Genomic DNA, 23646 nt, shown 5'->3' with positions numbered 1-23646 from the left:
TGATTTTTATCCATTCTAGTAGCACATCATTTTATAAAATCTATACACCTAATTATAATTTGAGAAACCACCTTCTAGGTCATAAATTTCTTCAAACCCCAATTCTGACAGAATTTTTGCAGCTTTACCACTCCTGTTACCACTTTTACAGTAAATATAGATGGGCTGATCCTTGTCCATAGTTGTAAATGCAGTTTTAAAATCGTCTCTAAAGAAATCAATATTTACAGCATTTTCAATATGGCCTGCTTCAAATTCTTCAGGCGTTCTTACATCTACTAATTGAACTTGCTTGTTGGAAATGACTTCCTTATATTCAGTCGCAGTTAAAACTTCAGATTGCGCATTGGCTTGATTGCCTTGCTCTTTACATGAGAGGCTGACCAAAAGGAGTAGTAGAATCAATTTTTTCATAGAAATTATATTTAGGGACATTATAAACAAAAAGCGCTATATAAAGGGTTTTTTTATCAAAATTAAATAGCATTTTAAACTTAGATGTTCAAAAGTATCAAATTTTAATGAACCCTCCTTTATATCATGGATAGAATTCCCAAGGGGCAAAGTGTAATCTATGCGATTGCTTTAACAAATTTTGACACTATGACTACAAGGTAATTATTAAACGGAGTATCATTAAGGAAATACTAAGGTTTATGTGTGCTATCTTTTTTATCACAAAAAAACTAAAAAAATAATAAGCCCGGTGGTCGAGATTGCCATTTTTTAGCTGTCAAATATGATTAGAACGATATCTTACTTAATGAATAATTCGTAAAGTTGCAATTATTAGTTGCGTAATTAACTTTTCTTAGAAGGAACAGAGCAGGAAACACCTGTATTTTTAATTCCTAATTTTTGTAAAATAGTCTCTAGCAAACACCATTTTGTAAAGGCTGATTGGATTAAATTGACCCCAATAAATACGGTAAACCACATCCAATTTGGATGGACATAAACGGTAAGTATTACACTCAATAGCACCATTGTGCCGACGATCACTCTAAAATATGTATTTAACATTGTAAGGATTTTTAAGTTTATATAGATTTTTCAATAGGAACAACCACTGCTTTGATAGGATTGTTCGTTTCTAAATTTAAATTGTATGCGATAATTAAGTCGAATAAGGCCTCAATATGTTCATCTTCTGTAAACGAGAAGAACAATCGCGATTCATTGCCTGCTTTTGCACCTGCAAACCAGCTTGATGCCATCAAGATTGACGTTCCGTTTTTATGGCCATCAATATCAGAGCTGCTAAAATTTTCGATATTAGCTTTTTTGAAGAGCGTCAAAACATCTTTTTGAAATTCCTCTACTGCGGTTACTATGACTAATTTCATGTGTTTTTGTTTTTAGTTATTATCGTCAGTTCGAGTGATTCCGAACACCTTCGGAATTGTATCGAGAACCATAAAAACTTCTCGATACAATTTTTTCGTCCCTCAAAAACCACTCGAAGAGACAGAGCTTTATTTATAATTCTTCTTTTCTATCATATAATAAACCAATGGTACAACCAGCAAGGTCAATACTGTTGACACAATGGTTCCGCCCATTAGTGAAATGGCTAACCCTTGAAATATGGGGTCAAATAAGATCACAAAGGCACCAATGACCACCGTTCCTGCCGTTAACAGAATAGGTGTGGTTCTCACAGCTCCTGCTTCAATACAGGCTTGTTTTAATGGGATGCCATCGGCAGTACGGAGATTGATAAAGTCAATTAACAATACCGAGTTCCGCACCATAATTCCCGCCAGTGCAATCATCCCAATAAATGAGGTTGCGGTAAAGAATGCGCCCATAATCCAGTGGCCCAAAATAATTCCGATCAAGGATAATGGAATGGCTACCATCATCACAATTGGGGCCTTAAAGTTTTGGAACCAACCTACGATTAATATGTATATCAAGATAATGGCCCCTAAAAATGCGATTCCTAAATCTCTAAAGACTTCCAAGGTAATTTGCCATTCACCATCCCATTTTACGGTATAGTTGTCTTCATAATCGGGCTGACCCAAATACAATTCATTCAGCTCATAACCCTCAGGTAAAGGGATTTCCTTTAGTTTATCTTCCATTCCTAAAATAGCATATGCTGGACTTTCCAACTCACCTGCCATATCCGCTAACACATATACCACACGCTTTTGGTTTTTACGGTAAATACTCTTTGCGGCAGTACCTTTAGTAATAGTCACCAAATCTGCAATGGGTACCATATTGCCTTGTTTAGAGGTTACTTTAAGTTGGGAAATATCTGAAATAGTCGATTTTTCCTTTTCATCCAAAGTTAACACCAAGCTTACCTGTTTGCTGGCATCCTCATCATATAAGGTGGTGATGGCGTTGTTTGATAGAGCCATATTCATGGTGTAGGCAATTTGCTGGGGCGCTACGCCGTATAACATGGCTTTCTCTTTATTGATTTCAAATTGATATTCAACTTGATCATCTTCAACCATCCAATCAATATCAACCACGTCGTCCGTGTTTCTCAAAATGTCTTGAATGTGGTCTGCAATCTTTATTTGCTGATTGTAATCTGGTCCATAAACTTCAGCAACAATGGTCGATAATACAGGAGGTCCTGGTGGGACTTCTACTAATTTGACGTTCGCATTGTATTTTGCAGCAATTTTCTGAATGTCAGGACGCAACAGTTTCGCAATGTCATGACTCTGCGCTGAACGGTCATTTTTACTAATGAGATTCACTTGAATATCCGCCATATTGCTACCACCACGTAAATCGTAATGACGCACCAAACCATTAAAAGTAATAGGAGCAGAGGTGCCAATATAATTTTGGTAGTTCACCACTTCAGGACGTGTCGATAAATATTGAGAAATCTCTTGGGCAACAACTCCTGTACGTTCTAACGTTGTGCCTTCTGGCATATCAATAACCACCTGGAATTCATTCTTGTTGTCAAACGGTAACATTTTTACGGCTACAGAATTGGTAAAGAACAATACCATTGTAGCCATCAACACCACAAAGGTACCGCCTAAAAACAACCAACGTTTGCCGCTATTTTCCAATAAAGGACGCTCAACCTTGTTGTAAATTCTGTAAATAAACGTGTCTTCTAAAGGTTTTTCTTGTTTTGGAGTCACTCCTTTTCTATTCTTTTCTCTCAAGAAAATATACCCTAAATACGGTGTAATGGTTAAGGCGACAAATAGTGATAATATCATGGCAATAGATGCTCCAATTGGCATTGGTGCCATATAGGGTCCCATTAATCCGGAAACAAAAGCCATAGGCAATACGGACGCAATGACTGTAAACGTTGCTAGTATGGTAGGATTTCCTACTTCATTAATGGCATATAAAGCGGCTTGCTTAAACGGTAAACGTTTCATTTTAAAATGCCTATGCATATTTTCTGCGATAATAATGGAGTCATCTACCACTATTCCCGTAACGAAAACCAATGCAAAAAGCGTAATTCGGTTGAGGGTGTAATCCATCATATAATAGCTCAACAAAGTCAATGCGAATGTAATTGGTACGGATAAAAACACGACCAATCCACCACGCCATCCCATAGCGAGCATCACAACAAGAGTCACTGCAAAGATAGATCCTATGAGGTGCCAAAGCAGTTCCGACACTTTATCAGAAGCTGTTTCACCATAGTTTCTAGTAATTTCTACATGGACATCATCAGGAATTAAGGTGCTGCGCAAACGCTCCACTTTATCAATAATAATTTCAGAGAGTTTCATGGCATCAGCACCTTTTCGTTTGGCAACTGAAATGGTTACTGCGGGATAATCTGATTTGTAATCGAATGCTTTGTCACTGCCTTGTCCAAACCCTAAACTCACATAATTCAGTGGAATTTCAGGACCGTCAATTATGCTGGCAACTTGCTTTAAATAAATTGGTCTGTTCTGTTGCACACCTACTACAAGATTTTCTACATCTGTAGCCGATTCTAAAAACTTGCCTGTATTTACTAAAAATTCAGTATCGTTTTTATCAAAACTGCCGGAGCTTAACTGACTGTTATTCGCCTTGATCATTTCTGAAACAGACAAGAAATCCAAGCCGCTAGCTGCCAATTTATCCTTATCTAAAACCACACGTACTTGACGCTCTCTACCACCAATTTTATGGGTTATGGCCACGTCATTTACTTTCTTTATTTCGTCTTCCAATTCTTGCGCCATTTGGCTTAATTGGAAATCGTCATAATTTTCACTCCATAAGGTTAAACCTAGCATGGGTACATCGTCAATAGCACGTGTTTTAACAAGCGGAAACGTCACCCCTGCCGGCATCTGGTCCATGTGTTTATTGATTTCGTTGTATAGTTTTACAAACGAACGTTCAATATCCTCACCCACATAAAACTGGACGATAACCATCCCTTGTTCTTTCATGGAGGTAGAATACACATATTCCACACCTTTAATATTGGATATTAATTGCTCTAATGGCTTAATGACGCGCGATTCTACTTCCGTCGGACTTGCACCAGGATAGCCCACAAAAATATCAGCCATTGGCACATCAATTTGTGGCTCTTCCTCACGCGGAATTAAAAACGAGCTGTACACACCAACAACCATAAATACAATCATCAGAAGCACTGTGAGCTTTGATTGTATAAATACTTTGGCAATTTTTCCTGCGATTCCTTCTTTCATTTTAGGTTATGTTTTGGGCGTTTTAAAAGGCTATCCGTTTCAATCTTTTTTTTGCCACTTAAGGCAGCAAAAAAAGGATTTTCACTACAAATGTTTTTACATTCACGAGTTCATTAATTTGAAATAATAAACAACGAATAATCTTTAACGCGACTTTTTAGTTATTGAATTGTAATTTTAGCACCATTGTAAAGTTTACCTTCTGCAGAAACAATATAGGCCTCGTCAGAATTTAAACCTGATAAGACTTCTACTTGATCTCCAAAAGTTCTTCCTAAACGCAACCAACGTAAAATGGCCGTATTGCTTTGGCTTACCGTATACACACCGGTTAGTTGACCGTTGGTGATGACGGCTTCCGCTGGAATTAAAATCAATTCGGTTGCAGATTGTTTTTCAACCGGAAACTGTACACTTACAAACATGCCAGAAAGTATATTCGCGTCCGTTTTATCTAGATCAATCTTTACTAAATATTGTCCGCCTGTATTTTTAGCTGAAGTACTTACTTCAACTACTTTCCCTTTCAAGGTTTGGTTGATCGATTTAACCAACACACTCACTTCAGAGCCTTTTTTAATTTGTGAAATTTCTGTTTCAGGCACCATGGCCATCACTTCAAAATTTCCAGGGGTTTCAATGCTTATTAATGGAACCCCAGGATTCGCCATGTCTCCAGTTTCAATGCTTTTACTGGTTACTGTGCCGTTAAAAGGAGCAGTAATATTGCTATAGGCAAATTGGGCGTTGATTTCATTTTTCATTTGTTTGGCAGATTCTAAACGCGCTTTTGCCATTTCAAAATTGGCCGTCCTATCATCTAATTCTTTTTGAGAGGCACTATTGTCTGCAAATAAACTTTGAAAGCGGTTATAATCTTTCTTCGCATTATTATAGGCTACTGTTGCTTCAGTAATACCAGCATTAACTTGCCCTTGTTTGGCCTGTAAATCTGTATTGTTGATAGATACCAATAATTGTCCTTTTTTTACTTTATCGCCAACATTAACGTGCACTTTATTGACATAGCCCATTATTCTGGTGCTTAAATCGGCACTGTTAGTGGCCTGGATCTTTCCACTTACTGATAAAAACGGACTGGTGTTATTTGCTGTAATTTGACTAACAGTTACAGGAATTGCTGGGGTAGTATCAGCAACTGCTTTTTTGTCTTCACTACCGCAACTCGTCATAAATAAAGAAGCTGTAGTTAAGGATAATAGGTAGATATATTTTTTCATTTTATTGGATGTTTATTTGGTTGCCATGAACACACGATTATTTCTCTTGATTCTATAGTCTTTTCTCTTTCTAGTCTTTAGTTAGAAACTCTAAGTACGCTTGTGCGTAATTGAATTCAAAAATGGTTTGGTAATATTCCAATTGCTTTTGGGCGAATTGGGTTTCGGCGATTAGTAAATCGGATGTTTTTTCTAACCCTTCTTTAAACCTGTTGGTTCTGATTCTTAAGGATTCTTCAGATTGCTCTAAAGCTAAAGTAGTCAGCCTTAATTTATTTTCAGCATCTAAAAACGCTCGCTTTGCTTTGTTTAATTCTAAATTGGTTTGTGATACGTATTGGGTGTATTCCAATTTTGATTTTTCAAATTCTGCTCTACTTTTTTGCGTCTTCCCAAAGCGTTTTGAACCTTGAAAAATATCCCAGGTCAATTGTGCTCCAAATAAATAGCCATTGGCATCGGCCTGAAAAATTTGATCATCATATAATTCAAAACTTCCAAAGGCATTTAATCTTGGTAAGAAAGCCATTTTATCTGCTTTGTTCATCGCTTCGTAGGCGTTTGTTGCCAATTGCATGGCTTTAATGTCTGAACGATTTTCTGAAATACTATGGTTTTCCATCGTGGTAACAGAAACGGTTAAACTGTCCGTAGGCATATAGGCTACATAAGTTTCATCATTCATTAAAAATGATAGGTAATTGGAAGCATTTTGCACATTACTTTTTGCCGTTTGTAATTGGTTTTGGACTTCAGTAACACGAACTTCCACATTTAAAACATCGGCACGTTGAAGATAACCTTGCTTAAAACTGTTGTCGGCTAATTCTTTATTGGCCAGTGCAGCATTATAGGCTTTTTCCAATACGTCAACCCCTTTATAGGCCAATTGCAATTGCATATAAGCTTTTTCTACTTCAAATTTCAAATAGTCAGAGGTGCGTTCTGTTTTTAGAGCCATAGCCTCCATTTTTGACTTGGCGGCTTTACGTTGGAACAAACCGTCTAAATTGATTAGCGGTTGCTGAATTTCAAATTTCGTAGTGAAACTTTCAATTTGGGACGGATCATTGAGCGTTGCAGGATTAAAATCGCTTTGGGTTAAAATCTCCTGATTCAACTTAGACCCGAAAGCCATAAGCGGATTAGTCGTTGCAATGCCCGTGTGACTTGCAGTGATATTGGGCAGAAAAACCGCGTTTGTTTGTCTGTAATCGGCTCTGGCCTCAAAAAACTCCTGTTCCGATATTTTTAACGAGATATTATCCTGGCTAACCTTGTCTAAAACTTCATTTTTAGAAATTGGTATCACCTCTTGCGCCTGAATCATTGTGGTGAATCCAAAGGATGCAAAGGTTAAAATAAGTAGCTTCTTTTTCATGTGTATAATCATATATGCCGCAAAGGTACGTGAGATACCGATGCTGGTCAGTAACCTATGTTACCTACAAAAAAAAACACGCTCTTTCAAGGGTGTTTTTAGGTGGGGTAGTGCTCATAATGATTATAAAAAGGTGCGGGGAGGACACCGTTTTTTTACGGAAAAGAATGATTGACTTTAATAATCGTGTTAGTTGCAGTCCAAACGGCACAATTGCTTCACTTCATCCAAAACACGTTGGATCTTTGTATCTGATAATCCAATGGTTTTTAATTTATCCGCAGCGTTGAACAGTTCTTTTACCAAAATGATATCTGTCTCAATAAGTTGATGCTTTTCTCTCTTGTTCAGGGTTGTTAAGGTAGTTACTGGATATAATGCTAAGGAATCTATATTTGCTTTTAGGCCATTGTTTTTTGGGTAATCCCAACTCAACAAAGTTAACCCAACACATTTTCCATAATTTACGGCATCTTCGGTAAATCGGGTATTGGTCACCAACCACCCTTGTTTTAAATGTGATTTGTTGTTTGGATTGGTATTCCACTGTTTTTGAATGTCTAAAAACCGCGAATTAATGTATAAGGGCACTCTGACATTGCTGGTTGCTCTGGCATCTGCGTGGAATTTACATTCTATGGCATATACATTGCCATCTTTTTCTGCCAGTACATCAATTTCGTGCGTCACACATTCACCATGTAAGGTCACACTCACTTTAGTGTCATAGCCTTTTTCCTTTAGTAAGGCTCCAATCAATCTTTCAAAAGGGTAGCCGGTGGGACCCAATTCAAGAATGGCGCGTTTTAAACTGTAGCGAGATGCAGAGATTTTATTTTTGCCTTTTAATAAGCTAAACGCCTTTCTATATATCGCGTTAGAGGACATGCCGTCATAGATCTGGCCTTGTATTTTGTGGACAATGGTCTCTACCATATCTTTATTGGCACCTGCTGACTGTAACGATCTCCGTAGCTTTTCAAATGAAAAAAGCTCAGTTTCTCCATTGCTCTTCTTAATATATACGTGGTGTTCCATAAGTTATAATTAGATCAAAATCTTAAAATTTCTGTCATTATACCGAAGCGAATCATTGATAATTGGTGATTAAAGTAAATGTTGTAATAATCCATGCCATGATAGAACTGTACAAATAATCCTATATCCTCTAAAAACTTTGGATGATAATAAAAGGTCAAACTTGCATTAATTCTGTCTAAATCAAAAACTTCCAAATTATTATAATTATCCAACATAAAAAAAGTTTCAGCTTTTAACGAAAAATTGGCTCTTTTAAGAGTGTCGTCTTTTTGAGGAAACTTATAGGATGTAAACGAATTGTGCCATCTCAAACCGCTATAGTGGCCTTGCAACTCCGTTAACATCCAACCTTTCGGGTGAATTTCAATGGCGCTTTTAATCGTTTTTATGGCTCTTAATCTGTTGCTGTATCCTGTTTTGAGAATACCAAACTCAATAAAATTAGTGGCAAAATTACCTGATTCGAGATTAATACTACTGTGGTCTTCATTATAAAATGAACCACCTTGGCCGTTGGAATGATGTGCTATTTTTCCATATATAACTAAATACTCTAATGCTGCTCTCTTTTTGGCTTTATAATATACTGAAATTTGTGGAATATAGCTTGGTGTACGGACAGGATACGAGTCTTCACGATACATCCTAATTGTAATTTGAGGCGTGAGCACAGCCATTAGTTTTGAGTCTTTACGTTTTCTGACAATAAAGGCTGGATTGACATTTGCTTCAAACATTAAGGGTTCAATGTTTCCAATATCTGTGGGAAATGTTATATAGCTATCGGTTTGGTTCATCAACGCTATTTTGTGTAAATCCAATTGAAGATTTGTGTCAACATCTATTTGCGAATAGACAAAAGGTGTCGTACATAAAAACCAAAATAAGATATTCGTTTTTATTTTCATTGGAAATTCAATTGATTATCGACCATCAATAATTGATCTGTCTGTGCTATTTTTGTGTTTATTGTTTTTCTTCTTTGCACCACTTACAATACTTGAAATAATGCCTTTATGTTCTGTAAATTCAGCTATTAAAACTCCAGAAATGTGTATGGCAATAAAGGCTAGCAAATAGTAAATACTGAGAACATGAATGGCTTCCATCGGTTTTTTCAATTCTTTTGGTCCTAACTCTATGATCAATCCGGTGACTAATGACACAATCACACAGATATAAAAAATGATATAAGTCCATTTCTGAAATTTCTCTTTTGTGGATAGATTTTTGGTTAATGGACTTTGAATCTTCATTTGTCCGAATGCAGGCAGAAAAAACCGAATACTAAATAGTCCGACCAATACATAGCCGATGTAAATGTGCCAGTCCCACATGGGTTGTCTTAATTTTTTAGCTAAGACTATGAGTTGATCTTCGGATAAAACCTGACCGTTGTCTATTAGATACTCCTGTATGATTGCTGCCATATTAAATTTATTCATCCAGGTTAAACGCAGGAAAATAGTGATTAATAAGAGCAGGAATGCAAGAGCTATTGCCCAATGTATGAGGCGATATGTTTTAGAATAGGGTGCTTTTTTCATGATAATTTGTTTTAATATTGAGCATAATTTCATGTATGAATATCACTTTTCTGCAATTGTTATCAAATTAAAGTATTAGCAAAATAAAATACATCTTCTAAACCCAGAATTGGAAGCTCGGTTTTTGAACAGGAAGCAGCATGATAAATTTCGATTTCACTTTATTTATAAATTACTTTTACTACAATGGTGGTGTCTTTATTGAGTTTAAAACTGGCATTTTCAAAGTTCGGTCGGTTACTTAATCCAAAATCATCATAATTTGAAAACCCAACACCTTCAACTGGTAATGGCAGCATGAATTTTGTGTCTATTTTTCCATTGTTATTTTCATCGTGGACAACTGTTACAGCGTAAAATCCTTGCGACAAATTATTAAATTTGATTTCTGATTTAGTATTAATAATACGTACACTTTCTTTTCTGTAATAGTTTCTAAATTTTTGATCTGGTATAGACCCTTTCTTATTGTATAAAGCAAATACCATAGTACCTTCAGAGTTTTCTAAACCCTCGATTTTTATAGTTAATGAATAGGAATTTGGTTGGATATTACCCATTAACAGACCCAATATCAGTAAACTTAAAACGACTAATTTCTCCATGATAATAAATTAAAGTTACGTAAAGCAATAAGCAAAAAAATCAATGTCACCAACATTCGAAAAATCATGGCGCCAATAGTTTTTTCTTCATAAAGCCCTCCATTGTCAATATGTAAAAGAAATCTAGTAAAGGCTATGATCAATACTGCCAAAGCTGCAAGTAACACCCAAAACGTCCATTTTCGGCTTTTGAAGAAGCCATACACGGCAATGAGATACAAAAGACTACACGTAAAATTAGCCCACACTATGAACAAGACATAATTGCCTTCTTTGGCTCTTATACCAAACCAATCAAAAATTACTGCGCTACTTAAAAACAACGTCAGCACTGCAAATACTGCTAGAATAATGGCAGATACGGTAGTGGTCATCTTTCTCTTTTTCATCTGATTTAGGAATTAATGGGTTCACCAAGCCACCATTTTGGTTTATCCTGTTTTTTGATTAATCCGTATTTTTTGATGGTATGCGATTCGATATGAGTCATTAAATCTTCCACAGAATCAGTTACAAAGAGCAGTTCCATATCATCTGGACTTATGCTTTCATTTTCGGCCATTAATTGAATGTGTTCACATAATTCTTTATGGTATATCGAATCAAAAATCACGACAGGGAAGTCTTGGATAACTTTAGTTTGAATCAGTGTTAAAGCCTCAAACAATTCGTCTAAAGTGCCAATGCCACCCGGCATGACCACAAAAGCGTAAGAATATTTTATAAGAATCACTTTTCTTAAAAAAAAATACGGAATGTTGATGCATTTATGAAGGTACAAATTGGGCTTCTGCTCAAATGGCAGAATAATATTGCATCCCACGGAGTGCCCTCCAGCTTCAAAAGCACCTTTATTGGCGGCTTCCATAATACCTGGGCCGCCACCCGTCATGACTGTAAATCCGGTTTTTGCTAAAGCGGCGCCAATTTTTTCGGCATTTTTATAGTGGCTGGAATCTTGTACGAATCTTGCAGACCCAAAAACAGTTACACATGGCCCAATAAAATGCATTTTTCGAAAGGCTTTTATAAAGTTGAAAAAGACTTTAAAAGCAGAACTCAATTCTTTAAAACGCGATAGGGGACCTCTAACAAATAAAGATTCATCTTTAGATAACATTATTTTTTTTTCAGTCTCCATTCAGCATTGTTTTAAGTAGTTTTCTTGTAACTCCAAACTGCTAAGCCATTCATCACAATGGCATACACGAGCGTTTTGATTAGTTGTGGAAGAATATCCATTACACCAGAACCTTTGAGCATGACCATCCGCATCACTTCAACATAATATTTTATAGGGTTGAACTCAGTAATTAGTTGTGCCCATTCTGGCATACTTTCAATGGGTGTAAATAAACCACTCATCAAAATAAAAATCACCACAAAAAACCAAGCAATAAACATGGCCTGCTGTTGGGTGTCCGTAAAATTTGAAATGAACAACCCAATACCCAGAACCACCAAGATATAAATGGAGGTGTAGACATACATGAGCAATAAGCTGCCCACCATAGGGACATCAAAAATGATTTTCGCTATGATTAATCCGATACTTAATAAGGCCATTCCGATCACCCAAAACGGAAAGAGTTTCCCGATAATGAATTGACTTTTCTTGATAGGGGTGACGTTGATCTGTTCTAAAGTGCCTATTTCTTTTTCTCGCACAATATTCATTCCCGAAAGAAAAAGGGTGATCATGGTGACTAACAACACCAAAATTCCAGGTACCATAAAGGTTTTATAGTTTAAAGTTTCATTATACCAGAATAAGGGGATGGTCTCAATGATGACGGGTTGAATTTGAGCATCAGAAATTTGGGATAAATCTATTCTAATATGCTTGTTATAGCTTTGGATGATTTGTGTGATATAAACATTTTCTACACCCGCAGCAGCGCCGTCAATAGCATTAATGGTAACGCCTAAGTTGTTATGTTTTTCTGTTTGTAAGTCGCGCGCAAAATGTCTGGGAATTTCCAATACGACGTCAACTTCACCTCGCAGCATTGCTGCACTGGATAAAGTCTCCGAAGGAAAATCTGTCAACACATCAAAATACGTCGACGCATTAAATTTTTCGATCAAAGCTCTAGATGTTGAGGTACGGTCATTATCGATATACCCAAATTTGATATTCTTTACCTCAAAAGTGGCGGCATTGGAAAGAATAACTAATTGGAGTAGGGGCAGCACAAAAATAATGGGAAGCATGCCCTTATTTCTAAAGATTTGCTTGAACTCTTTTTGTATGATGTAAAGGATTGTTTTCATCTTTTTAATAGAATAAAGAGGAGAGAATAGAGAACCAAGACTTTCTTTATTGGTCATTCCTCTCTTTTCTCTTATCTCATTTCTCTTTTCTGTAATAGTTTATTACTCTAATCTTATTTTATACTTCTTCACACTCAATGCAATAAAAAACACCGTCATTCCCAATAAAATCAAGGTTTCTTTCCATATAAATTCCAAGCCTACACCTTTCAACATAATGGCTTTTAAAATGATGATAAACCATTTGGCAGGAATGATATGACTAATAATTTGGAGCGGCATGGGCATGCTCGAAATAGGGAAAATAAATCCGGATAATAAGATGACGGGCAGCATCAATCCCATTAATGAAATCATCATTGCGGTTTGCTGTGTGGCGGAAATTGTTGATATTAAAATACCTAAAGCTAGTGAGGTGATGATGAATAGCACACTTTCCAATCCTAATAGAAAAAGACTGCCTTGTACGGGCATATTGAAAATGAATATACTCAACATGACAATCACGATGGCATTGATGATGGATAGAAAAATATAAGGAATCACTTTTCCTATGATCACTTGGAATGGCTTTAATGGCGACACCAACAGGATTTCCATGGTACCCAATTCCTTTTCTCTGGTAATCGAAATGGAAGTCATCATGGCCGAAACCAGCATCAAAATAATGGTCATCACTCCAGGAACAAACATATATACACTTTTCAGTTCTGGATTATAGACCATACGGGTTTGTGGGATTATTTGATACGCAATGTTGATGTCTTTGTTCAATTCTTTTTGATAGTGCTGAAGGATGGCATTAACGTAATTGGTAATCGTATTTGCCGTATTAGGGTCCGTGGCATCCGTAATGATTTGGATGGTTGCTTTGTGGTCTTTGATCAGGTTTTTGCTAAAATCTTTCTCAAATTTCAACACGGCTTTTACGTGTCCTTTTTCAAATACAGAAGCGATATCCGCTTCACGAGTGACTATCTGTTTGATGCTAAAATACTTTGAAGCCGCTATTTTATTGATGATTTCCTCTGTAGTGGCATCTTTGGAGTTGTCCAGTATGGCAATATCCACATTGTTGATTTCATTGGTAATGGCAAATCCAAACAGTAAAATTTGGGCAATAGGCATCCCGAAGAGAATAAACAATGAGCGTCTATCCCTAAAAATGTGGTAGAATTCCTTTTTTATGAAGCCTATAAATCTTTTCATCGTATGTCTCTGCGAAGGCAGGGATATCTTTTTAAGTAGTTAATTTTATTTTTCCCCGCGGATTTCGCTAATTTTCGCAGAAGGGTTAGTGTTTGATTTTGATCTTTTTTTTGTGGGTATTTGCGTAATCTGCAGGCTATTTCTTATAGTCCATTTACTTTTCTAAAAATCCCTTCAGTGATATTATCAACATTGAAGTTTACTAAAATCCCCAGTTTTAAACCAGTTAACTTTAAATAGGTTAAAATTTGTTTATGATGTACTTTCTCCAAATTCTCGACCGATTTGATTTCGATTATAATTTTATCATTAACCAATACATCTAATCTGAAACCAATTTCTAATTCAACATCTTCATAAATAACTGGTAGAGGAACTTGTCGCTTAACCAATAATCCTTGTTTCTGTAACTCGAAACATAGAACAGCTTCATAGACAGATTCTAATAGACCCGGACCTAATTCATTATATACTTTGAAAATTGCTCCTCTAATTATATATGAAATATCGTTTTCTGATTTTGATTCCATAGTTATTAACTTTTCTTTTTTCTGCGTAAATCAGCGAAATCTGCGGGAGATTTTTTCTTCTATCCGCGCGCCAACTTTAAAAACACATCATTCATAGTGTCGGCCTTAAACTGATCTTTAAGTTTTTTTGGTGTGTCTAATGCCTCGATTTTCCCATTCACCATAATGGAAACTCGATCACAATATTCAGCTTCATCCATATAATGGGTGGTTACAAACACAGTGGTGCCTTGGTTGGCCGCTTTATAGATCATTTCCCAAAATTGACGTCTGGTAATCGGGTCAACGCCTCCCGTGGGTTCATCTAAAAACACGATTTTCGGATTGTGAATCAAGGACACTGAAAAGGACAGTTTCTGTTTCCAACCCAATGGTAAGGATCCTACCAATTGGCTGGCAACGTTTTCAAGTTCTAATTCTTGAATTAGGGCATCTGATTTTTCTTTAATTCTCTTCCGCGACAATCCATAGATTCCCCCAAAAAAGGTGATGTTTTCTTTAACCGTTAAATCGTCATACAAGGCAAACTTCTGACTCATATAACCGATGTTTTTTTTGATATCTTCGGCCTGTGTATAGACATCAAATCCGGCAACAGTGGCCTTTCCTGAAGTTGGATTCGAAATTCCGATCAGCATTTTCATTGCTGTGGTTTTTCCGGCACCATTGGCGCCTAAAAAGCCAAAGATTTCACCTTTTTCAACCTCAAACGAGATGGCATCGACTGCCGCAAAATCACCAAACATTTTGGTTAAACCTTCTACTTGTATGACTTTGCTAGTGCTCATTTTTATTATCTAGTTAAAGGTTAAAACCGTGTAATTTCGTTACAGTTACTTTAGTTTATATAAACTTTTAAGAGTATGTTGTCATTTCGACAGAGCGAGGAACGAGTGACGAGAAATCTTATAATATTATGATTCCTCTTCGTGCCTCATTCGGAATGACAAACTATTTTCAGAAAAGAATTTCATTCTTTGGTTTAAAACTATGGATTTCCAATCCATAGTGGTTTATTTTTTATAGGTTCCATCGAGTGCTGTCGAGATGTGTTGTCGTTCTCAACGGCGCTCGAAATGATATTTATTTAGCCAACTCCATAAAGGTGTCTTCAATGGTTGCTTCTGTTTTTTCTATTTGAGTATCGAATAAGTCTATAGATTCTAAATACGCTCTTAAATCATCCGGATTAAAATCGGCTCTACTGTCCGTATAATGCACAAACTCCCCAAAAGGGTAAACACTATGGTTATATTCATAGGCTTTTAAACTCGTGATCAACTGGTACATATCAGTTGACCGTACATTGTAAATGGGTTTTGGATAGTGTTTTACAATAGCTTCAGGGGTATCAATCTGTAAAATTTTACCATCTTGAATTAAAGCCACTCTATCACATAATGCGGCTTCATCCATATAAGGGGTAGACACCAAAATAGTGATCCCTTTTTGCTGCAAACGTTTTAACATTTCCCAGAATTCCTTTCTCGAAACCGGATCCACGCCTGTTGTAGGTTCATCCAAAAACAACACTTTAGGCTTATGGATTAACGCACAGCTCAACGCTAGCTTTTGCTTCATGCCACCCGATAATTTACCTGCACGACGGTCTTTAAAAGGTTCAATTTGAATATAAATGTCTTTAATCAAATCATAATTTTCTTCGATAGTCGTTCCAAAAATAGTAGCAAAGAAATTCAAGTTTTCCTCCACTGTTAAATCCTGATAGAGCGAGAATTTCCCAGGCATATAACCAACACTTTTCCTAATTTCTTTATAATCGGCTACCACGTCAAAACCCGCAACCTTGGCTGTGCCTTCATCAGGGAATAAAAGCGTAGTCAGGATTCTGAATAATGTTGTTTTGCCCGCGCCATCAGGACCAATAAGGCCAAAAAGTTCATTTGGCTTGACGTCAAATGAAATGTCTTGTAAAGCCTTTACTGTTTTGTAAGATTTTGATATATGTGAGACTGAAATACCCATTTACTTAAAATAATCTGAATATGCATTAATATTTTTTTCGATACTGTGTTTGATTTTTGAGGCATCTTCAACAGTTTCAGTTTTTGAAAGCGCTGCAATTTTCTCAATTAATGGGTGTAACCAAACGTGTAAATTATCGTGTGATGGCCCTTCCATTGTGCAATTCTTTACAACATAGTTTTTGTCTTCATTAAGTTGTTCGGCCAATTTGTGATACGCTTCCAAACTGTTTGTGGTTTGTGCATAAAAGGTTTTTTGCAATTGTTTAACCCCTCCATTGGTTGTTAAATCAGCTTGCCATTTGGCACCATTGTCCATAACGATGTCTTCTGTCCAAGCATTGCCATAAACGTTGGAAGCCTCATCATTATGAGGTTCATTGATGACTTCAGCGGATTGTTCAATGGCGTCGGAATGCACGTCGGTTTTTGGAGTTTTACTGTCCTTACAACTTACGATTGCCAATAGACCGATGGTAAAAATTAAATGTTTCATTGTTTCTGTTTTTTAGTGGTTATAATGTATTAATGAGTATTCGAATTGTTGAGCCATAGTTCCGCAGGCATGCCAATTTTCAAGCTTCCGTCGTTCACAACATCCACTTTTACAGCATAGACCAATGCCACCCGTTCTTCTTTGGTTTGAATGATTTTTGGTGTGAATTCCGCTTCCGAAGCGATCCAGCTAATTTTGCCTGTATAAGATTTCATCTCGTCTGCAGCGTCAATTTTAACCGTGACTTCTTGCCCTATTTGTATATTTGCCAATTGTGTTTCGCTAATGTACACGCGCAATTGCATGGTGCCTAAATCGGCTATTTTATACAGTGGTCGTCCAAACGAGGTGATTTCCCCAGGCTCTGAATATTTGGTTAACACGGTGCCATTTATCGGATTGATGATTTTGCTTTTTTCGATTTGATCATCAATTTGTTTTAATTGAACATCAATACTTCTCAATTCATTGACAACCGGCGCATTTTGGATTTCAACACTGCGGATTTGGTTTTTGATCACATCAATTTCACCTTTAACATCATCCAATTGTTTTTGAGTGCCTGCATTATCTTTAATAAGATTTTCAGATCGGGTTTTGTTGGTATTGGCGGTTTTTAATTTTGCGTTCAAAACATTAATTTGAGATAGGACGCCTTTAGATTTAGAGCTGATGACCTCCTTTGAAACTTTTAATTGTTCACGCTGCAGCGCCAATGGAATGGTGTCAATATACCCTATGAATGTTTCCTTCATTAATTGATCGCCTTCATTGACCTCAAACTGCATCAGTTTCCCATTGTTTTCTGCAGAAACGGTTATTTCTGTGGCCTCAAAATTGCCATAGCCATCTGCTTTCCCGTTGGAGTTGTCGCAGGAGAATAGGGTAGTTGCTGCTAGGCTTAAACCGATTATATAATTATAGTATTTCATGTTATGTGTGTTTGTTTCCCGCTGATTTCGCTGATTTTCGCAGAATGTTTTTACTTTTTATATTTTCCTTTGTCTGCATCATCCGTGCGAAAGTTATGGTTGTCCTTTAATGACATTGTAATTGGCTTTTGCCAGTTGTAACTGAATTTTGTGTTTGATCAATGTGTTTTCGTCTTCGTATAAATCAGTGAGTTCGGTTATGTATGCCGATGAGGTGATGACCCCATTTTTGAGTTGAGAGTCTGCCGATTTCAAAACCTCTTTTCTTAAATTTATAATCTCTAAATCAGAAATTACAAACGCTTCAATCTTCTCGATGTCGTTGTATTGCTGATTCAGTTCCGTGTTGGTGTTAAGTTTAAAGGTTTCGGTTTCAGTATCTATAATATCTTTAGTAATCGATAAAGATTCACGCTGTTTTTTGTTGGAATTCCAATCGAATACATTCCAATTCAATTTCACACCAACCGTATAAAATGTCTGAAAGGAATTATCGAGCATATTCAATCCAGGATTGCCATAACCACCCGTCGCAAATCCTAATAACTTTGGAGAATTTTGTTTCGCTATAAGCGCCTCGTTGCTTTCAATTTCATCTTTTTTAAGTTGAAATAGGTCTAATTCGGGTCGGGTTAATTCGGTTGTAGTAATGATTTCAGCCAAAGTATTTTGAAATGTAGTGGAAGCATCCAATTGTTGCCCAATGATACTGGACAATGTTTCAATTAAGGTTGCTTTATTGCTCTCAACGTCTTTCAGCTGTTGGTTTATTTTTATCAATTCAACTTCCAAAACTTTATCTGATGCAGGTAGGAGTACGCCATATTTGATGCCTGAAATGACTTCACTCAATTTAACCTCTAACAAGGTCTGTTTTGATTGGAGTAATAAGTCCGTTTCCTGTGCCAATAAAATCGAGAAATAGAGTTGATTGATGTGTTGTTTTAGCTGATAGAGGTTTACTTCAACCTGTTTTTGCTTGGTTTTGAGTTGTGATGATTTCACATTCAATGACGCCTCTGTTGCACCGCCATTATAAATCAGTTGATTTACGGATAGGGTTGCACGATATTGATCTTTGTTGAGTGGCTCAATGGACGAATTAGGAATGGGAACTTCAATCACATCGGATTGATAGGTGGCTTGCGCATCAAAACTTAATTGTGGCAACTTTGCGGCAGACACCACTTCTTGCTCCAATTGATTCTGTGCTTCTAATAAAATAGATTGTTTCGCCAAAGGATAGTTGACTGTAGCTAAATCATAACATTCCTGAAGTGTTATTGTTTCTTGAGACACCATAGTGCTTGTAACTAATCCTATTAATATGATAAGGAACCCTTTCATGGTGTTACTTCTTTATGGAATGGATTATAAAATTGGCGACCTCAGTCTTTCTGCTTTCTACAAATGCAGCGTAAGACAGTTCATCTTTTTTGGTAAGCGCTTTAACTAACGGTTTGCCTAAAAACGGAAAGATATTGAGCGCTAATATGTTAACGAATAATTGGTCAGCATCAATAGGCTTTAAAACTCCGGCTTTAATTTCAGTATTAACTTGAGCTTTAAACTTTTCCAGGTTTGGAAATCCGGTATTCTCCTTTAGTTTTAAAATGAAATCTTCATTTCTGTTCAGTTCATTGATAATGAAATTTGGTAGATACGGATGCTTCATCATGAACGCCGTATAATCTGTTGTAAATTTTCTGACTTTATCTTCAATAGAAGAGTCGTCGTTTAATATCGTATTTAACTGTGGTGCCAAGAGTGAAAAGGCATTCTTAAAAACGGCTTCAAAAAGCAATTGTTTACTTCTGTAATAATAATGAAGCATTGCCTTATTGATTCCAGCTTTATCGGCTATCTCCTGCATTCTGGCGCCGTCCATGCCTTTGGATTGAAATATGTCCTTAGCTGCGTCCAAAATTAAATGTTCCGCTGTTTCTTCTTTTTTCATTTAACTAACAAGTTTAACCATATGGTTAACAAATATACAAAAAATAATCTTATGATTTTAGTATTTTGTAACTATCTAGCATTTAGTATATAATTGCAGGTTTTGGAGGATTTACCAAAAAGCTGATTATCTTTTTGACTGATGTATTTTAAAAATGAGTAGATATTATTTAAAAATTTAACGTCACACCTTGTAATTGTTAAATAAGTGTGCCAATCTTTTTATTATGTTTGCTAGATAATTTTCCACTTTGCATTGGTTTAGCAACTGTTGCAGTGTAATCCTTTAAGCTTTAGAGACACTATGGATACCATCATTAATCAACTTATAGAAGAATTTCAGTTGCCACTCCATAATCCGGTGTTGATTTTCTCATTGATTCTTTTTATCATTCTGTTAGCACCCATAGTGCTTCACAGAATACGCATTCCTGGAATTATAGGATTGATTGTTTCTGGAATTATTATCGGTCCTGCAGGGTTGAACATTTTAGAAAAGAGTCTGTTTGTAGACGTGTTTTCGACCATTGGATTACTCTATATTATGTTTATTGCGGGGTTGGAATTGGATCTTAACGAATTTAAAGCTAACCGGAATAAGAGTCTCTTATTCGGCTTTCTAACCTTTACCATTCCGATAAGTATTGGATTTCCCGTTTGTTATTATATTCTGGGCTTTGATTTTAACGCCAGTTTGCTCACCTCGAGCATGTTTGCCACCCACACTTTAGTAACTTATCCAATAGTGAGCAAATTAGGACTTTCTAAAAATATAGCGGTTGCGGTAACCGTTGGGGGCACTATTTTAACAGATACTGCGGTATTGGTTTTGTTGGCTGTGATTTTGGGGTCTCACCAAGGCGGATTGACCATCGACTTCTGGATGCGTTTGGGAATCTCCCTAGTGTTGTTTTCGGCGTTTATGTTCTTAGTCATCCCGAAAATCGCAAAATGGTTTTTTAGGAAATTGGAGAGTGAAAAACATTCGCATTATATTTTTGTATTGTCTGTCGTGTTTTTCTCGGCGTTTTTGGCAGAATTGGCTGGTCTTGAATCGATTATTGGAGCCTTCGTTGCTGGTTTGGCGCTTAATAAACTTATTCCACATTCTTCAGCCTTGATGAATCGTATTGGATTTATAGGAAACTCACTGTTCATTCCGTTTTTTCTAATTAGTGTGGGAATGATCGTAGACGTCAGCGTCATTTTAAGCGGACCTATGGCCTTGATTATTGCCGGAACCTTAACCTTTGTGGCTATTTTCGGAAAATGGATGGCGGCATGGATCACCCAAATCATTTTTAGATTCTCTAGAGGGCAACGCAAATTAATTTTCGGGTTAAGTAGTGCTCATGCTGCAGCGACCTTGGCGGTGATTTTAGTAGGTTATAAAGCGGGGATCTTGGATGCCAATATTTTAAATGGTACTGTTATTCTCATACTAGTTACCTGCGTCATTGCATCCTTTGCGACGGAAAGTGCTGCTAAATTGATCATTCGAAACGTGGATGACGAAGAAAGTCTGCATTTGTCTTACAGAGCTAATAAGGAAAACATACTTATCCCAATTGCTAATTTGGTGAATATTGATAAGGTGCTCGACTTTGCAGTTCTAATAAAAGAGAAAAAGTCAAACAACCCTTTGTCTATATTGACGGTAGTTCCTAATACCAAGGAGGCTGAAAAAACCATAATTAAAGCTAAGGAAGGCTTGGAAAATTATATCAATGAAGCCACTGCTTCTGATACCAATGCGACTATTATGGCAACTATCGATTTTAATGCGGCCAGCGGTATTTCGCGAGCAGCTAAAGAGATTATGGCCGATATCATTTTATTGGGTTGGCCGCAAAAAACAGGGTTTTTGGAGAAGTTAATAGGGGATAAAATGGAAAGTATTTTACAAAATACTGAGAAAACCCTCTTTATCTGCGATTTTCAAATACCGCTGGTCAATCATAAAAAATTAATCTTGATCATTCCTCCAAATGCTGAGTTTGAAGAGGGTTTTGCGATTTGGTTACATAAAATAGCAAAATTATCTATTGAGCTATCCGTTCCTATAGAACTACATAGTACTGCAGAAACGCACCAAGCCATCTTGAAATTTTCAAAAGAGCATAAGGTGACCCTAAATCTAAATTATTCACATTTTAATGATTGGGATCATTTTATGAAGCTCACTGAAAATATAGGAGATACGGATATCATTATCTTGGTATCATCAAGACGCGGTTATATTTCCCATTTCGGGCAATTGGACAAAATTCCGCAACGACTTGAAAGGTCTTTTCCACATATGAGTAAAATGGTCATTTATCCGCAATAGGACTCTGAAATTTTAGTGTGATATTTTAGTGCGTAAGACTCAAACGAAACATGTTTTTTAATACGACTTTAACAGACCTGAGTAACAAAGGTTACATAAAAACGGGTTTGTTTCCCCTATGTTTGTAAGATCTTTGAAACCTAAAACTTACATAGCGCTCCTCTTAACATTTATATTTATGGCAAAATTTGTTGCCATAGATGCACACGCACTTAACACATTGTTGAGTGGTAATGATATCACCTTTGTAAATCCGTTTTGTAAAAAGCATGTTGACTCAGATTCCAGTTCAAAAAAACAAAATTTCTCAGATCAGGATCAAGATAGTTCCAAAGAGATGTTAAGCTTAAGTGGACAGTGTACAACATCGTTTCATTTAGAATTGCTATCATGGCATATCAATCATTCAGATCACATAAGAGTGTTGGATGATCATCTGCCTTCAAAATTAAATTATCGCTATTTAGAAAGCGTTTCTCCACCACCACGCTGGGCATAATTTCTTATCTCTGAAATCTTATTGGGTGTGTACTCCCGTCATTTTCTTATTTCAAAATACACTGAAATAAACTATAATACCTACACGCCACATCCATCAATCTCTTTTATACATTCAATTAATGTCGACACACATTTCAATCAGTCGCCGTTCTATACAGGTATTACGCATTATGGTCAGCGGCATATTTCTGGTCGCAGGGTTTAATCACCTGATACACGTAGAAAAAACGGCACAACGCATAGAGCAGGCAAGCTTTAAAGGCATCGCACATTTTTTTGGCGAACCGCAATGGCTTATCATTCTGTCAGGTATTGCCATGCTGGGCGCCGGATTTTTATTCCTTATAGGATATAAAACCAAATGGGCGGCAATCATTTTGATGGCTATTTTAATTCCCATCTCTTTAACGGTTCAAGTGGGACAGATCACAACACTCGGCCCTTTATTTAAAAACATTGCAATTTTAGGTGGACTTCTTTTTTTTATACTGAACGACACTGATAAACTTTTAAAATAAATACTTATGAAAACATACATTTTTAGTTCCCTATTTTTTATACTCACATTAGTTACAACAAATCATATGACTGCACAAGATGTTACAAACGGCAAAAATAACTACGTGGTACTTACCAAAAAGGTAGCACAATTACAACCCATTATTTTAACGGCTGAGGCGCTAAAAGCTGAAGAATGCGATGCATTTGGCGATTTTCAAGTCATTATATGTGGGAAGGAAATAGGTGATATTACTGATCCTGAAAAGATCAATACCTTTATTGAAAAGGCTGAAAAAGCAGGGGTACAATTAGTAGCCTGTGGTTTTTCGCTGAATAAATTTAAAGTTGATAAAACCAAGGTCCCAAGTAAAATGACCACCGTAGAAAATGGTATTCTGTATAATTTCCAACTCCAGAAGAAGGGATATAAAAGCCTTAGTCTCTAATT

At 36.5% G+C, this 23646-nt stretch carries 25 protein-coding genes; 4 read left to right on the top strand and 21 right to left on the bottom strand.

What is annotated here, in order from left to right:
• Positions 1-48 precede the first annotated feature (48 nt).
• From JEM65_RS12235 to JEM65_RS12135, 21 genes are all read right to left on the bottom strand, one after another.
• On the bottom strand, positions 49-414 hold the full coding sequence (locus JEM65_RS12235; RefSeq protein ID WP_199599899.1) for a rhodanese-like domain-containing protein: 366 nt from the start codon (positions 412-414) through the stop codon (positions 49-51).
• Between the two features lie 387 nt (positions 415-801).
• Positions 802-1023 (bottom strand): YgaP family membrane protein, encoded by a 222-nt coding sequence (locus tag JEM65_RS12230; protein WP_199599897.1) that lies wholly within the window; start codon positions 1021-1023, stop codon positions 802-804.
• Positions 1024-1040: 17 nt separating this feature from the next.
• Positions 1041-1346, bottom strand: coding sequence for a hypothetical protein (locus tag JEM65_RS12225; RefSeq protein ID WP_199599895.1), 306 nt, complete (start codon positions 1344-1346; stop codon positions 1041-1043).
• A gap of 129 nt (positions 1347-1475) precedes the next feature.
• On the bottom strand, positions 1476-4670 hold the full coding sequence (locus JEM65_RS12220) for an efflux RND transporter permease subunit (RefSeq protein ID WP_199599893.1): 3195 nt from the start codon (positions 4668-4670) through the stop codon (positions 1476-1478).
• Between the two features lie 161 nt (positions 4671-4831).
• Complete coding sequence (locus tag JEM65_RS12215; protein WP_199599891.1) at positions 4832-5911, bottom strand: efflux RND transporter periplasmic adaptor subunit; 1080 nt, start codon at positions 5909-5911, stop codon at positions 4832-4834.
• A 70-nt stretch (positions 5912-5981) separates the two neighbouring features.
• Positions 5982-7292, bottom strand: coding sequence for a TolC family protein (locus JEM65_RS12210; protein WP_199599889.1), 1311 nt, complete (start codon positions 7290-7292; stop codon positions 5982-5984).
• A 189-nt stretch (positions 7293-7481) separates the two neighbouring features.
• The gene (locus JEM65_RS12205) at positions 7482-8330 is read right to left on the bottom strand and encodes a restriction endonuclease (protein ID WP_199599887.1); all 849 of its coding nucleotides are present in this window, start codon (positions 8328-8330) and stop codon (positions 7482-7484) included.
• 14 nt (positions 8331-8344) lie between these two features.
• Entirely contained in the window at positions 8345-9241 is an 897-nt protein-coding gene (locus JEM65_RS12200; RefSeq protein WP_199599885.1) for a hypothetical protein, read from the bottom strand.
• A 15-nt stretch (positions 9242-9256) separates the two neighbouring features.
• Entirely contained in the window at positions 9257-9880 is a 624-nt protein-coding gene (locus tag JEM65_RS12195; protein ID WP_199599883.1) for a cytochrome b/b6 domain-containing protein, read from the bottom strand.
• A 161-nt stretch (positions 9881-10041) separates the two neighbouring features.
• On the bottom strand, positions 10042-10485 hold the full coding sequence (locus JEM65_RS12190; protein ID WP_199599881.1) for a DUF2141 domain-containing protein: 444 nt from the start codon (positions 10483-10485) through the stop codon (positions 10042-10044).
• A complete protein-coding gene (locus JEM65_RS12185) occupies positions 10473-10874 on the bottom strand; it encodes a hypothetical protein (RefSeq protein WP_199599879.1) in 402 nt (133 codons plus the stop codon). Before JEM65_RS12185 ends, JEM65_RS12190 begins: the two co-directional genes overlap by 13 nt.
• Positions 10875-10879: 5 nt before the next feature.
• The gene (locus JEM65_RS12180) at positions 10880-11626 is read right to left on the bottom strand and encodes a TIGR00730 family Rossman fold protein (RefSeq protein WP_199599877.1); all 747 of its coding nucleotides are present in this window, start codon (positions 11624-11626) and stop codon (positions 10880-10882) included.
• Positions 11627-11637: 11 nt separating this feature from the next.
• Positions 11638-12759, bottom strand: coding sequence for an ABC transporter permease (locus tag JEM65_RS12175; protein WP_199599875.1), 1122 nt, complete (start codon positions 12757-12759; stop codon positions 11638-11640).
• 102 nt (positions 12760-12861) lie between these two features.
• Positions 12862-13968 carry an ABC transporter permease gene (locus JEM65_RS12170; protein ID WP_199599873.1) on the bottom strand — a complete coding sequence of 369 codons (1107 nt, stop codon included), beginning with the start codon at positions 13966-13968 and terminating at the stop codon, positions 12862-12864.
• A gap of 143 nt (positions 13969-14111) precedes the next feature.
• Positions 14112-14498 (bottom strand): GxxExxY protein, encoded by a 387-nt coding sequence (locus JEM65_RS12165; protein WP_199599871.1) that lies wholly within the window; start codon positions 14496-14498, stop codon positions 14112-14114.
• A 59-nt stretch (positions 14499-14557) separates the two neighbouring features.
• The gene (locus tag JEM65_RS12160) at positions 14558-15286 is read right to left on the bottom strand and encodes an ABC transporter ATP-binding protein (protein WP_199599869.1); all 729 of its coding nucleotides are present in this window, start codon (positions 15284-15286) and stop codon (positions 14558-14560) included.
• Positions 15287-15581: 295 nt separating this feature from the next.
• Positions 15582-16484 carry an ABC transporter ATP-binding protein gene (locus JEM65_RS12155; RefSeq protein WP_199599867.1) on the bottom strand — a complete coding sequence of 301 codons (903 nt, stop codon included), beginning with the start codon at positions 16482-16484 and terminating at the stop codon, positions 15582-15584.
• The gene (locus tag JEM65_RS12150) at positions 16485-16979 is read right to left on the bottom strand and encodes a hypothetical protein (RefSeq protein ID WP_199599865.1); all 495 of its coding nucleotides are present in this window, start codon (positions 16977-16979) and stop codon (positions 16485-16487) included.
• A gap of 29 nt (positions 16980-17008) precedes the next feature.
• Positions 17009-17911, bottom strand: a complete 903-nt coding sequence (locus tag JEM65_RS12145) for an HlyD family secretion protein (protein WP_199599863.1) — start codon at positions 17909-17911, stop codon at positions 17009-17011.
• Between the two features lie 93 nt (positions 17912-18004).
• Positions 18005-19258, bottom strand: coding sequence for a TolC family protein (locus tag JEM65_RS12140; protein WP_199599861.1), 1254 nt, complete (start codon positions 19256-19258; stop codon positions 18005-18007).
• A gap of 4 nt (positions 19259-19262) precedes the next feature.
• Positions 19263-19868, bottom strand: a complete 606-nt coding sequence (locus JEM65_RS12135) for a TetR/AcrR family transcriptional regulator (protein ID WP_199599859.1) — start codon at positions 19866-19868, stop codon at positions 19263-19265.
• Positions 19869-20171: 303 nt separating this feature from the next.
• Between JEM65_RS12135 and JEM65_RS12130 the strand changes: the two genes are divergently transcribed.
• The 4 genes from JEM65_RS12130 to JEM65_RS12115 all read left to right on the top strand — a co-directional run bounded on the left by JEM65_RS12130 (position 20172) and on the right by JEM65_RS12115 (position 23644).
• On the top strand, positions 20172-22196 hold the full coding sequence (locus tag JEM65_RS12130) for a cation:proton antiporter (protein ID WP_199599857.1): 2025 nt from the start codon (positions 20172-20174) through the stop codon (positions 22194-22196).
• Between the two features lie 178 nt (positions 22197-22374).
• Positions 22375-22695, top strand: coding sequence for a hypothetical protein (locus tag JEM65_RS12125; protein WP_233530635.1), 321 nt, complete (start codon positions 22375-22377; stop codon positions 22693-22695).
• 121 nt (positions 22696-22816) lie between these two features.
• Positions 22817-23215 carry a DoxX family protein gene (locus tag JEM65_RS12120; protein WP_199599853.1) on the top strand — a complete coding sequence of 133 codons (399 nt, stop codon included), beginning with the start codon at positions 22817-22819 and terminating at the stop codon, positions 23213-23215.
• 6 nt (positions 23216-23221) lie between these two features.
• Positions 23222-23644, top strand: a complete 423-nt coding sequence (locus JEM65_RS12115; RefSeq protein ID WP_199599851.1) for a sulfur reduction protein DsrE — start codon at positions 23222-23224, stop codon at positions 23642-23644.
• Positions 23645-23646: the final 2 nt, after the last annotated feature.

The organism is Gelidibacter salicanalis (assembly GCF_016469035.1).
Lineage (GTDB): Bacteria > Bacteroidota > Bacteroidia > Flavobacteriales > Flavobacteriaceae > Gelidibacter > Gelidibacter salicanalis_A.
This window is presented reverse-complemented; position numbering and strand designations above follow the sequence as displayed.